Raw genomic sequence first — 12,805 nt, 5'->3', positions numbered from 1 at the left:
GCTCAGTCGAAGGCGCAGGCCGTCTCGTCGGACAGCGCACGGCTGATCCGCTCCCGGTGATCGGCGCTCATCGGCGGCAGCGCGTCCGGCGCGAACCAGCCGACCTCGCTCGACTCGTCGTCGGCGACGTGCGCCTCGCCCGAGAGGTAGCGGGCGCGCAGCACGTGGTCGAGGTACTGCGCCCGGTCGCCGTTCGGGTACTCCATCGGCGGCAGGGTGTGCAGCCAGACGACGCGCTCGACCTCGATCTCGACGCCCGCCTCCTCCAGCGCCTCGCGCCGCGCGGTGCCGGCGACCGTCTCACCGGGATCGATGACCCCGGTGACGGCGGTCCAGGCGCCGGTGTCCGCGCGGCGGACCAGCAGGACCTGGCGGACCGGCTCCTCGCGGACGATCACCGCGGTGACACCGGTCAGCCAGAGCAGCTCGGTGCCCACCCGCTCGCGCAGGCGGAGGATGAAGTCGGGGGTCGCCACGTCGTCCGGCTCCCGAGCCCTAGCCCGCGAGCGCGCCGGCGTCGAACGGCTCGGGACGGAAGTCGAAGGCGACCACCCCGGCCGTGTCGAGCAGCGGGCCGACGAGGCCCTTGAAGGCGTCGTGCGCGGGATCGAACAGGCCGGGGCCGTCGACCGCCGGGCGGCCGATGTAGTAGTTCAGGTCGCCCTCGGACGCGAAGGTCAGCAGGAATGCGCGGTCGAAGCCCTCGCCGGCGCCCTCGGTGCTGAGCTGCGGTCCGTTCTCGATCGAGACGATGTACGGGCGGCCGTCGCGGAGGCACTCCTCGCCGAGCGCGAGGAAGGACGCGATCACGCCGTCCACCTCGGCGACGAGCGCCGTCGGCCGGAAGCGGAACAGCACGATGTGCCGGATGGTGCCCGGGCGGTAGTCGGCGGCGACGAAGCGCTCGGGGCCGACCTCGGCGATCGCGGCGGCGGCGCGATCGGGGCCGCTCGTCCAGCGGGAGCCGATCGTCTCGGGGGCCGCCGCGACGACCTCCGCTGCCGTGGTCTCCACTGCCGGGGTGCTGAATCCTGTGTCGCTCATGCCGACGCCTCTCCGGCGCGGGCGGCACGCCGCCGCTCACGATACCCCTCGACCAGGTTGTAGACGACCGGCAGCACGACCAGGGTGAGCACGGTCGAGGACACCAGGCCGCCGATCACGACGATCGCCAGCGGCTGCGAGATGAAGCCGCCGTGGCCGGTGATGCCGAGCGCCATCGGCAGCAGCGCGAAGATCGTCGCGAGCGCCGTCATCAGGATCGGGCGCAGCCGCCGCTCGGTGCCGTGCAGCAGCGCCTCGCGCACGGGCATCCCCCGCTCGCGGTACTGGTTCACCAGGTCGATCAGCACGATCGCGTTGGTGACCACGATTCCGATCAGCATCAGCACGCCGATCAGCGAGGGCACGCCGAGCGGCACGCCGGTGAGCACCTGCAGCAGGATCGCGCCGGTCGCCGCGAACGGCACCGACACCAGCAGCAGCAGTGGCTGCAGGAGCGAGCGGAACGTGGCGACCATCACGACGTAGACGATCAGGATCGCCACCAGCAGCGCGATCCCGAGCTGCGAGAACGCGTCGCTCTGATCGGCCGTGACGCCGCCGAGCGAGGCGGAGACGCCGGCCGGCAGCTCCGTGTCGTCGATCGCGCTCTGCACCGCGACGTTCGCGGAGGCGAGGTCGTCGCCCTCGGGGGTCACCGTGATGGTGGCGGTGCGCTGCCCGCGCTCGGTGGTGATGCTCGCGGGCCCGTCGGTCCGCTCGACGACGGCGAGCGAGGAGAGCGGCACCGTCCCGGTGCGCGTCGGGATCTCGAGGGCCGACAGCTCGTCGAGGGTGGCCGGCGGCTGCGCGTCGGCGAGGTAGACGGAGAGGGTGCGGTCGTCGATCACGACACTGCCCGTCTGCGTCGGCTGCAGCGCCTGGCTGACCAGCGTGCCGACCGCGACCTCGGTGAGCCCGGCGTCGGCGGCCGCCGCGCGGTCGACCCGCACGGCGATGTAGGGCAGCGAGGAGGAGAGGTTGCTCTCGGCCTGGCTGATGCCGTCGGTGCCGCGCAGCGCCGTGAGCAGCGCGTCGTTCGCGCTCTGCAGGTCGCTCTGCGAGGCGGTCGAGAGGTCGACCTCGATGTTCGAGGAGGCGCCGAAGCCCGAGGAGGCGGCGACGCTGATGTCGTCGGCCGAGGCGACCGAGCCGAGCGCCGTGCGGACGTCGGCCTGCACGGACTCCTGGTCGGCCGACTCGTCGGTGGTGACGGAGTAGCGGATCGAGGTGCCGCCGCCTCCGCCGCCGAACGCGCTCTGCAGCCCGCCGCTCGACGAGCCGATCGAGAGCTGCACGGTCTGCACGCCGCCGACCTCGAGGATCGCCGCACTGGCTTGCTGCGCGGTCGCGTCCTGCGCGTCCAGGCTCTGGCCGTCGGGCACGGTCTGGGTGACGGTGAAGGTGTTCTGACCGCTGGCGCCGAGGAAGTTGGTCTTCATCAGCGGGTAGAGCGCGCCGGTGCCGACGAGCACGAGCAGCGCGAGCAGGACGGTCGCGACGGAGTGCTGGAGGGTCCAGGCGATCACGGGGCCGTAGACCCGCTGCAGGCCGGCCGCGCGGCGGGGAGTGGCGCGGGCGCTGTGGCGGGCGTGCTCAGGCTCGGCCTCGGGAGCCGGGACCACGGTCTCGCCCGCTGCGCCGCGCTCCTCGGCGAGCGCCGCCTGCGCCGCCTCGCGCACGCCGGGGCGCTTGGAGGGCCGGAGGAACCAGTACGCCAGCACCGGCACGATCGTCAGCGCGACGAGCAGCGAGGCGAGCAGCGCGATCGACACCGTCAGCGCGAACGGCCGGAACAGCTCGCCGGTCGTGCCGCCGACGAACGAGATCGGCAGGAACACCGCGACGGTGGTGATGGTCGAGGCGGTGATCGCGCCCGCGACCTCGCGCACCGCGACCGCGATCGTCGCCGCGCGCTCCTCCCCCGCGTCGAGGTGCCGCTTGATGTTCTCGATCACGACGATGGAGTCGTCCACCACGCGGCCGATGGCGATCGTCAGCGCGCCCAGGGTGAGGATGTTGAGCGTGTAACCCGCGGTCTGCAGGCCGATGAAGGTGATCAGCACCGAGGTCGGGATCGAGATCGCCGTGACCAGCGTCGAGCGCACCGAGAGCAGGAACAGCAGGATCACCAGCACCGCGAAGACGAGACCCAGCGCCCCCTCCTGCGCGAGCGACTCGATCGAGTCCTGGATGTAGGGGGCCTGGTCGAAGACCGAGGTGAAGGTCGCGTTCTCGCCGAGCGACGCCTCGAGATCCGGCAGCAGCGCCGTGACGCCGGTGGAGACCTCGACCGTGTTCGCCGCGGGGAGCTTGGTGATCGAGAGGGTCAGCGCCGGCTGGCCGTTCACCCGCGAGATCGAGGTGATCGGGGCGTCGGTGACGGCGACGGTGGCGACGGAGCCGAGGGTGGGGGCGGGCGTGGGCGCGAGGGCACCGCCGACCTGGATGCCGGCGGCCGCAGAGGCTCCGGCGGACCGGATCAGCGGCAGCGCCGCGATCGCGTCGGTCGAGTCGAGCTTGACGCCGGACTGCACCGAGAAGGTGCTGCCGTCCTGGGTGATCTCGCCGCCGGCGACCAGCACGCCGTTCTGCTGCAGCGCGGTGCGGATGTCGGCGGTCGAGAGGCCGGCGGCGTTGAGCGCTGCGTCGTCCGGGGTGATCGTGACGCGCTGCGCGCTCTCGCCGACCAGGGCGACCTCGCGGACGCCGTCCACCTTCTCCAGGTCCGGGATGACGCTCGTGCGCAGGCGGTCGGCGAGCGCCTTCGCGTCACCGTCGCTCGAGACGGCGAGCTGCAGCACCGGCAGGTCGTCGAACGAGCCGGTCACCACCTGCGGGTCGACGCCGTCCGGGAGCGTGCTCTTGATCCGGTTGATCGCCTGCAGGATCTTCTGCTCGGCGGTCGCCAGGTCGGTGCCGTAGGCGAAGGAGGCGGAGATCAGCGACGAGTTCGTGGACGAGGTCGCGCTGGTCGTCTCGAGCCCGGGAACGCCCTGGATGGCGGTCTCGATCGGCGTCGAGACGTCGTCGTTGACCACCTCCGGTGCGGCGCCCGGGTAGCTCGAGATCACCGCCAGCTGCGGGAAGGAGATCGACGGCGCGAGCTCCTGCTTCAACCCGGTGAGGGCGACGCCGCCGAAGACGGCGATGACGACGGTGACGAGCGCGATGAGCGCCCGGTTCTTCATGCTGAGGACCGCGAGGAGATGCACGCCGTGAGTCTTCCATCAGCTGGCTGAGTATTCGTCCCCCTCCGGGAGGACCTGGAGGATCAGACGACGTCGGCGAGGTAGCCGGTGTCGGCCGCCGGGTGGCGCGCCACCTGACCCCAGGCGACGGCGAGCGCGTCCACGGCCCGGTCGGTGATCTCCGGCGAGTAGCCGATCGGGATGCGCAGGAAGCGCTCGAAGGCGCCGTCGATCCCGAAGCGCGGGCCGGCGGTGATCAGCAGGCCCGAGGTGCGGGCGGCGAGCGCCAGCTGCGAGCTGGCGGGGCGGCCGAGGCCGACCCAGGTGGAGAGGCCGCCGGAGACCCGCGGCACGCTCCACTCCGGGATCGCGCGGGCGAGCGCCGCCTCGAGGTGGTCGCGGCCGGCCCGCAGCTGCTCGCGGCGCAGCTCCAGCACGCCGTCCATCCGGCCGAGCATGTCGGCGACGAGGAGCTGCTCGACGATCGGGCTGCCGAGGTCGCCGGCCGAGCGGGCGGCGACGAGCTTGCGGACGACGCTCCGCTCGGCGCGGATCCAGCCGATCCGGATGCCGCCCCAGAGCGTCTTGCCGACCGAGCCGATCGAGATCACCGTGCCCTCGGGACCGTAGGAGGCGAACGGCAGCGGCGACATCCGCCGGTCGATGTCGAGCTCGGCGGTGGTCTCGTCGGCGATGATCAGCGTGCCCTGGCGTGCCGCGGCGGCGATCGCGCGCTCGCGCAGGTCGACGGCCATCGAGCGGCCGGTCGGGTTGTGGAAGTCGGGCATCAGGTAGGCGAGGGTCGGGCTGGTGCCGCGCATCGCCGCGATCAGGCCTTCGCCGTCCCAGCCGTCGGCGCCGTCCACGTTGACCGGCACCAGCCGGGCGCCGGCGAGCCGCAGCGCCTCGTAGGCGTGCGGGTAGGTCGGCGCCTCGATCAGGGCGCGGTCGCCGCGGGCGAGCAGGGTGCGCGCGACGAGCGCGATCGCATGCTGCGCGCCGATGGTCACCATGATCTGGCCGGGCTCGGTGCGCAGCCCGCGGCGGGTGTAGCGCTCGGCGATCGCGCGGCGCAGCAGCGGCAGGCCGACGGTGTCGTAGGAGCCGTCCTCGAAGTACTCCGGCGCCAGGCGGCCGGCGCGGGCGTAGGCCTCGGCGAGCTCGGGGACCGCGGGCAGCGCCGCCTTGGTGAAGTCGACGAAGTCGGGGGAGAGGGACGGCACGGCGTGCACCGCGGCGCCGGGCAGGCGGGTCGCGCTGCCGGAGCCGCGGACGCTGACGAGGTAGCCGCTGTCGCGCAGCTCGCGGTAGGCGGCGGCGACGGTGGTGCGGCTCACTCCGAGCCGCGCCGACAGCTCGCGCTCGGCGGGGAGCCGGCTGTCCGTCGGGATGCGGCCGTCGATGCTGAGCAGGCGGATGCGGTCGGCGAGGGCGAGGTACGCGGGGCGGGTGCCGCGCTGCTCGCGCCAGTCGCCGAGGAGGGTCTGCAGGGCGCGCACGCCGAAGTGGACATCAGCCATGCGTCCAAGATAGCCGGATTGGACCGCGCGGAGAAGGCCACTCCTGCGATGGGATTCTCGGCATGACGATCACCGCGCCCCTCGCCGTCCCCGCTCCCCCGGTGAGCCAGTGGCGGCTGCGACCCGTGCCGCGGCTGCTGGTCGGGCTCGTGCTCTACGGCTTCGCCGACGCGATGATGATCCGCGCGTCGATCGGCGTGGACCCGTGGACCGTCTTCGCCCTCGGCGTCGCCCGCCAGACCGGACTCGGGATCGGACTGCTCACCAACGTGATCGGACTGCTCGTCCTGCTGCTCTGGATCCCGCTGCGGCAGCGACCCGGCCTCGGCACCGTGCTGAACGTGCTGGTGGTCGGCACGACGATCGGCGTCGGGATCGAGCTGCTCGCCGTGCCCGCCGAGTGGTGGGGGAAGGCGCTGCTGTTCGCCGGCGGCCTGGTGCTGCTGGCCGTCGCGAGCGGGATCTACATCGGCGCCCGCCTCGGCGCCGGCCCGCGCGACGGCCTGATGACCGGCCTCCACAACCGCTTCGGCGTGCCGATCTGGGCGGCCCGCGGCGGCGTCGAGCTCACCGTGCTCCTGATCGGCTGGGCCCTCGGCGGCGACGTCGGCCTCGGCACCCTCGCCTTCGCCCTGCTGATCGGCCCCCTCTGCGCGGTGACCCTGCCACTGCTGGGCGTCCGCCGGCTCTGACCGCCGCCCGCCGTTCATGCTAATCGAGCAGACCGCGCAGTGGGCGTATCGAGATCCACCACCGCCAGCAGGACGAGTCTGCATTCCCGCCCTGCGGAGGACGGTGGGTCTCGAGACGCCGCTGCGCTGCTACTCGACCAGCAGGTGGCCGCACAACATCAGCTGAGACGAGGGGGCCTCCCCTGACGGAGGAGGCCCACCCTTCTCAGCTGATGTTGTGCGGCGCCCGGCCGCCCAGTGCTCCGGCTAGCGCTTCGCGCTCAGCTCCGCGCGGGTGCGCTCGGCCTCGTCCGAGTCCTGGATGGAGGCTATGCCCTCGGTGATCGAGGTGCCGGAGGCCGGGGCCTCGTGCTCGTCCGCGCCGAGGGTGGCCTCGTCGAAGGGGGCGCGGCCGCCGAGCACCTCGCGGACCTGCACCATGTCGATCTGCTTGGTCCAGGTGCCGACGAGGAGGGTGGCGACCGCGTTGCCGGTGAAGTTGGTGACCGCGCGGGCCTCCGACATGAAGCGGTCGATGCCGACGATGACGCCGACGCCGTTGACCAGGTCGGGGCGGAAGGACTGCAGGCCGCCGGCCAGCGTGGCGAGGCCGGCGCCGGTGACGCCCGCGGCGCCCTTGGACGCGACCATCATGAAGAGCAGGAGCCCGATCTGCTCCGGGATCGACATCGGGGCGCCGGTCGCCGAGGCGATGAAGAGCGAGGCCATCGTGAGGTAGATCGCGGTGCCGTCGAGGTTGAAGGAGTAGCCGGTCGGGACGGTGATGCCGACGACGGGCTTGGAGACACCGAGGTGCTCCATCTTGGCGATCAGGCGGGGCAGAGCGGCCTCGGAGGAGGAGGTGCCGACGATGAGCAGGTACTCGCGGGCCAGGTACTTCATCAGCGAGAAGATGCTGACGCCGGTGACCAGGCGCAGCAGCAGGCCGAGGATGACGACCACGAAGATCGCGCAGGTGAGGTAGAAGCCGATCATCAGGGTGGCGAGGGCGACGACCGCGCCCCAGCCGGTCTTGCCGACCACCGCGGCGATCGCGCCGAACGCGCCGATCGGGGCGACCCAGAGCACCATCGAGAGGATGCGGAAGACCAGCACCTGGAGCTGCTTGATCGCGCCGAGGATCGGCTGGCCCTTGGCGCCCATCTTCTGCAGTGCGAAGCCGACCAGGAGGGCGACGAAGAGCGTCTGCAGGATGCTGCCGTCCACGAGCGAGGAGAACAGCGAGACCGGGATGATCCCGAGGATGAAGTCGCTGGTCGACTCCGCCTTGAGGTCGGTGGTGTCGTAGGTGGCGCTCGAGATGTCGAGGCCCTCACCCGGGTGCAGGATGTTGCCGACGACCAGGCCGATGGCCAACGCGAAGGTCGACATCACGATGAAGTAGCCGAGGGCGAGACCGCCGACCTTGCCGACCGTCGCGGCCTTGGCGATCGAGCCGATGCCGATCACGATCGTGCAGAAGATGATCGGCGCGATCATCATCTTGATCAGGCCCACGAACGCCTTGCCGACGGGCTCGAGCGTGGCGGCGAACGCGGGGGCGACCAGACCGACGATCACGCCGGCGACGACCGCGATGATCACGGCGATGTAGAGCCAGTGGTTGCGGTCGATCCGCCGGCGGGTCTTCGCGGGGGTGACCGCGGGGCTGAGCCTGTCGGTGCGGGGCCGGTCGGCGGGGCTGCCGGGCGTCTTCGCCATGAGCGTGTCCTGTCTCTTCATCGAGCTGGGAGGGGGTACGACGATGCTGGCCCCCGCGGGTCGCCCGTCCGATGTTGCGTTCATACTGTTCACGGACATCGAGCTGTTCACGGACATCGAGGTCCAGGTCGCGGACGAGGAGGTCGGATGCCCGGAGCGAGCCCCCGCGGCAGCATCGCCGCCCGGCTGTTCGCCGTGCAGCTGATCTGCATCCTCGTGATCGGCGCGATCGCGGTGCTGGTCCTCGCCTTCGACGCCCGCGGGCGCGCCGGCGACGACGCGGCCCAGCGGAGCCTCGTGGTCGCGCGCACGGTCGCCGACAACCCGTTCGTCCTCGACGCGGCGCAGGGCGCGGACCCGACCGCCTCGCTCCAGCCCTACGCGGAGGAGATCATGGCCGACACCGGCGTCGACTTCCTCACGATCATGAACCCCGACCGCACCCGCTACACCCACCGCGACCGCGCGCAGATCGGCCTGCCGTTCATCGGCACCATCGCGCCTGCGCTCGAGGGCCGCACCTTCACCGAGACCTACACCGGCACCCTCGGCCCCTCGGTGCGCGCCGTCGCCCCGATCGAGAGCGCCGACGGCACCGTCGTCGCGCTGGTCTCGGCCGGCGTGACCCTCAGCCGCGTGGACGCCTCCTTCCTCCCCCGCCTGCAGGTCGTCGCGGGAGGCGTGCTCGGCGCGGTGGCGCTCGGCGGCATCGGCTCCTGGCTGCTCGCCCGCTACCTCCGCCGGGTCACGGGCGGCCGCGGGCCCGAGCAGATGAGCCAGGTCTTCGCCTACTACGAGTCGGTGCTGCACTCGGTCCGCGAGGGGCTGCTCCTCGTCGACGACCGCGGGCGGCTGGTGCTCGCGAACGACCACGCGCTCGAGCTGCTCGGGCTCGAGGGCGTGTCGATCCCGGTGCCCGTCGCCGAGCTCGACCTCCCCGACGCCCTGCGCGCGGTGCTGCTCGCCGACGAGCCGGTCGCCGACCGCCTGGTCGTGGCGCACGAGCGGATCCTCGTCGTCAACGAGCGGCCGGCCGCCTCCCCCGGTGCGCGCCCGCTCGGCACGGTGACGACGCTCCGCGACCGCACCGAGCTGCAGCGGGTGTCCGGCGAGCTGGAGTCGATGCGCACCCTCTCGGACGCGCTGCGCTCGCAGACCCATGAGTTCTCCAATCGCCTGCACACCATCGCCTCGCTGATCGAGCTCGGCCGGCCGGAGGAGGCGCTCGCCTTCGCGGCCGGCGAGCTGAACCTCAGCCAGCGGCTCGCGGACCGGGTGCTCGGCTCGGTGCAGGAGCCGGTGATCGCCGCGCTGCTGCTCGGCAAGGCCGCCCAGGCCCGCGAGCGCGGGGTCGAGCTGCACCTCGAGACGCACCTCGAGCCGGGCGCGCAGGGCTTCGAGCCCGGCGACCTGGTGACCGTGCTCGGCAACCTGATCGACAACGCGCTCGACGCGGCCGCCTCCTCCGCCGCCGACCGCGAGCCGTGGGTCGAGGTCTACCTCGGCCTGGCCGAGGCGTCGGGAGCCGAGGGCGCCGAGCTGGTGCTGCAGGTCTCCGACAGCGGACCCGGCGTCGCCGAGGCGGCCGACGTCTTCGCGCGCGGCTACTCGACGAAGGAGTCGGACGCGTTCGGCCGCGGCATCGGCCTCGCGCTGGTGCAGCAGGTGGTGCAGCGGCTCGGCGGGAGCATCGAGGTGACCCGGCACGTCGGCGCGGTGTTCACGGTGCAGCTGCCGCTGCGGGACCCGGCCGGGGCGACGCGATGAGCACGCCCGCGACCGCCGCGCCGATCCGCGTCCTCGTCGTCGAGGACGAGCCGCTGACCGCGAGCGCGCACGCCGACTACGTCCGCCGCGTCGAGGGCTTCGAGGTCGCCGCCGTCGCCGGCAGCGGGGCGGAGGCGATCCGGGCCCTGCGCGCCGATCCCGCGATCGCGCTGATCCTGCTCGACATGAACCTGCCCGACATGGGCGGGCTCGACCTCTGCCGCGCCGTGCGGACCGCCGGCCTGGACGTCGACGTGATCGCGATCACCGCCGTGCGCGACGCGGCCGTGGTGCGCGCCTCCGTCGCCGCCGGGATCGTGCAGTACCTGATCAAGCCGTTCGTCTTCAGCGTCTTCGCGGCGAAGCTCGCCAGCTACCGCCAGTACCGCGAGCGGATGCACGGTGCCGACGTCGCGAGCCAGCACGAGGTCGACGGCGCCTTCGCCGCGCTGCGGACGTCCAACGCTCCAGGGCTGGCGAAGGGACTCTCCGCCGAGACGCTCGACGCGGTCACCGCGCTGCTGGGCCCGGTCGGCCTCTCCGCCGGTGAGCTCGCCGCCCGGCTCGACGTCTCGCGGGTCACCGCACGGCGCTACCTCGAGCACCTCGCCGACTCGGGAGTCGCCGAGCGCGCCCCGCGCTACGGCTCGCCGGGGCGGCCGGAGCTGGAGTACCGCAGGGTCTGAGCGGCTACTGCGTGTACGACGACAGGAAGTTCCCCAGCCGCTCGATCGCCTCGGAGATGACCCGCTCCTCCGGCAGCGTGACGATCCGCAGGTGGTCGGGCGTCGGCCAGTTGAAGCCGGTGCCGGGCACCAGCAGGATGTGCTCCGCGAGCAGCAGGTCGTAGACGAGCCGCCCGTCGTCGCGGATCTCGTGCACCTCGGGATCGAGCCGCGGGAAGGCGTAGAGCGCGCCCATCGGCAGCTCGCAGGACACGCCGGGGATCGCCTGCAGCCCCTTCCACGCGGCGTCGCGCTGGCGCCGCAGCCGCCCGCCGGGCGCGATCAGCGCCTCGATCGACTGCACGCCCGAGAGCGCCGCCTGCACCGCGTACTGCCCCGGCACGTTGGGGCAGAGCCGGGTCGAGGCGAGCAGGGTGATCCCCTCGAGGAACCCTGCGGCGTGCTCGCGCGGCCCGGTGATCGCCAGCCAGCCGGAGCGGTAGCCGGCGACGCGGTAGGTCTTCGACAGTCCGTTGAAGGTGAGGCAGAGCTGGTCCGGCGCGAGCGAGGCCAGCGGGATGTGCTGGGCGTCGTCGTAGAGGATCCGGTCGTAGATCTCGTCGGCGAGCAGCAGCAGCGAGTGCTCCTCGGCGAGCGCGACGATGCCCTCGAGCACCTCGCGGGTGTAGACGGCGCCGGTCGGGTTGTTGGGGTTGATGACGACGATCGCCTTGGTGCGCGCCGTGATCTTCGAGCGGATGTCCTCGAGGTCGGGCTGCCAGCCGTCGTCCTCCGCGCAGCGGTAGTGCACCGCGGTACCGCCGGCGAGGCTCGTCATCGCCGTCCAGAGCGGGTAGTCGGGCGCCGGGATGAGCACCTCGTCGCCGTCGTCGAGCAGCGCCTGCAGCGTCATCGTGATCAGCTCGGACACCCCGTTGCCGAGGAACACCCACTCGGGGTCCACCGGCGGGAAGCCGGGGACCTCCTCGTAGCGGTAGGTCACCGCGAGGCGGGCCGAGAGGATCCCCCGGCTGTCGCTGTAGCCGTGCGCGCTGGGCATCGCGGCGATCATGTCGCGGACGATCTGGTGCGGCGCCTCGAAGTCGAAGCCGGCGGGGTTGCCGGTGTTCAGCTTGAGGATCCGGTGCCCCTCGCTCTCCAGCCGCGACGCCTCCACGAGCGCCTTGCCGCGGATCTCGTAGAGGACGTTGCGGAGCTTGGAGGACTGCTCGAGGGGGCGCGGCGGGGTCATCGGTCCAGTATTCACCGGGCGACGACCCCGAGCGCCGGTCAGCCCCTCGTGGCGCGGACCGCGGCGGCGATCTCCTCCTCGATGAGGTCGTAGTTGATCGCGGCGGCGACCCGCAGGCCGTCGGCGGCGGCCGCCATCACCTGCGACATCGGCTCCACCAGCGATCCGGCGGCGAACACCCGCGGCGCGGTGGTGCGGCCCATCGGGTCGACGGTGAGGTGCCGGGCGGCGCCGGAGGGGTGGTCGACGAGCTCGAGGCCGAGGCCGTCCGGCAGGTTCCCCTCGACGCGCGGGCCGACGACGAGCGCGTCGAGCTCGATCCGGCGGCCGTCGGCGACGACGCCGACCAGGCGGTCGTCCTCGACGAGGACCTCGGTGACGGCGCCGTCGATCAGCTCGATGCCGCGGGCGGCGAGACCCTCGGCCTCCTCCTCCCCGGGCTGGAAGACGCCGTTCGTGAGGATCGACACCGAGTCGCTGAGCTGGCGGAACATCTGCGCCTGGTGGCCGGAGAAGCCGCTGCCGAGCACCGCGATCCGGCGCCCGCGCACCTCGAACCCGTGGCAGTAGGGGCAGTGCAGCACGTCGCGGCCCCAGCGCTCGGCGAGCCCCGGGATCCCGGGCAGACGGTCGGTGGAGCCGCTGGCGAGCAGCAGGCGGCGCGCGCGGAGCACAGTGCCGTCGGCGAGGGTCGCGGTGACGCCGCCGTCGGCGGTCGAGGCCGACACGATCCGACCCGGGACGACGCGCGCTCCGTAGCCCTCGGCCTCGATCCGGGCGAGGCGGGCGAGCTCGACGGGCGCGATGCCGTCGCGGGTGAGCACGTTGTGGGCGCCGGGCGAGGGCGCGTTGCGGGGCGGCCCGCCGTCGACGACGAGCACGTCGCGGAGGCTGCGGCCGAGGGCGGTGGCGGCGGCGAGTCCGGCGAAGGAGGCGCCGGCGATGAGGACGTCGGGGAGGTCTGAAGCGGTCATGT

The 12,805-nt window shown here is 72.8% G+C and carries 10 protein-coding genes; 3 read left to right on the top strand and 7 right to left on the bottom strand.

The features are described from left to right. Positions 1-2: 2 nt before the first annotated feature. From EDF36_RS13385 to EDF36_RS13370, 4 genes are read right to left on the bottom strand one after another with little or no spacing between them, the layout of a single operon-like run. Positions 3-476 (bottom strand): NUDIX domain-containing protein, encoded by a 474-nt coding sequence (locus tag EDF36_RS13385; protein WP_123444910.1) that lies wholly within the window; start codon positions 474-476, stop codon positions 3-5. A 19-nt stretch (positions 477-495) separates the two neighbouring features. Then, complete coding sequence (locus EDF36_RS13380) at positions 496-1,044, bottom strand: Dabb family protein (protein ID WP_148060046.1); 549 nt, start codon at positions 1,042-1,044, stop codon at positions 496-498. Continuing rightward, complete coding sequence (locus EDF36_RS13375; RefSeq protein WP_123733411.1) at positions 1,041-4,256, bottom strand: efflux RND transporter permease subunit; 3,216 nt, start codon at positions 4,254-4,256, stop codon at positions 1,041-1,043. The genes EDF36_RS13380 and EDF36_RS13375 overlap by 4 nt, the downstream gene beginning before the upstream one ends. Positions 4,257-4,315: 59 nt before the next feature. After that, entirely contained in the window at positions 4,316-5,752 is a 1,437-nt protein-coding gene (locus tag EDF36_RS13370; protein WP_123733410.1) for a PLP-dependent aminotransferase family protein, read from the bottom strand. 62 nt (positions 5,753-5,814) lie between these two features. On the opposite strand from EDF36_RS13370, the gene EDF36_RS13365 reads away from it, so the two are divergent. Further along, positions 5,815-6,444, top strand: a complete 630-nt coding sequence (locus tag EDF36_RS13365; protein ID WP_311316379.1) for a YitT family protein — start codon at positions 5,815-5,817, stop codon at positions 6,442-6,444. 246 nt (positions 6,445-6,690) lie between these two features. Here the strand turns inward: EDF36_RS13365 and EDF36_RS13360 are convergent, their stop codons facing one another. Further along, the gene (locus EDF36_RS13360; protein WP_123733409.1) at positions 6,691-8,145 is read right to left on the bottom strand and encodes a cation:dicarboxylate symporter family transporter; all 1,455 of its coding nucleotides are present in this window, start codon (positions 8,143-8,145) and stop codon (positions 6,691-6,693) included. 147 nt (positions 8,146-8,292) lie between these two features. Between EDF36_RS13360 and EDF36_RS13350 the strand changes: the two genes are divergently transcribed. Beyond that, a complete protein-coding gene (locus tag EDF36_RS13350; RefSeq protein WP_123733407.1) occupies positions 8,293-9,912 on the top strand; it encodes a sensor histidine kinase in 1,620 nt (539 codons plus the stop codon). Beyond that, positions 9,909-10,598 (top strand): response regulator, encoded by a 690-nt coding sequence (locus EDF36_RS13345; protein ID WP_123733406.1) that lies wholly within the window; start codon positions 9,909-9,911, stop codon positions 10,596-10,598. The genes EDF36_RS13350 and EDF36_RS13345 overlap by 4 nt, the downstream gene beginning before the upstream one ends. A gap of 4 nt (positions 10,599-10,602) precedes the next feature. Here EDF36_RS13345 and EDF36_RS13340 read toward each other — a convergent pair whose 3' ends face one another. Continuing rightward, positions 10,603-11,829, bottom strand: a complete 1,227-nt coding sequence (locus EDF36_RS13340; protein ID WP_123733405.1) for a pyridoxal phosphate-dependent aminotransferase — start codon at positions 11,827-11,829, stop codon at positions 10,603-10,605. 38 nt (positions 11,830-11,867) lie between these two features. After that, positions 11,868-12,803 (bottom strand): NAD(P)/FAD-dependent oxidoreductase, encoded by a 936-nt coding sequence (locus EDF36_RS13335; protein ID WP_123733404.1) that lies wholly within the window; start codon positions 12,801-12,803, stop codon positions 11,868-11,870. Positions 12,804-12,805 lie beyond the last annotated feature (2 nt).

The organism is Rathayibacter sp. PhB152 (assembly GCF_003751395.1).
Classification (GTDB): domain Bacteria; phylum Actinomycetota; class Actinomycetes; order Actinomycetales; family Microbacteriaceae; genus Rathayibacter; species Rathayibacter festucae.
Note: the sequence above shows the minus strand (reverse complement) of the source record. Positions and strands in the feature narration are given on the sequence as shown.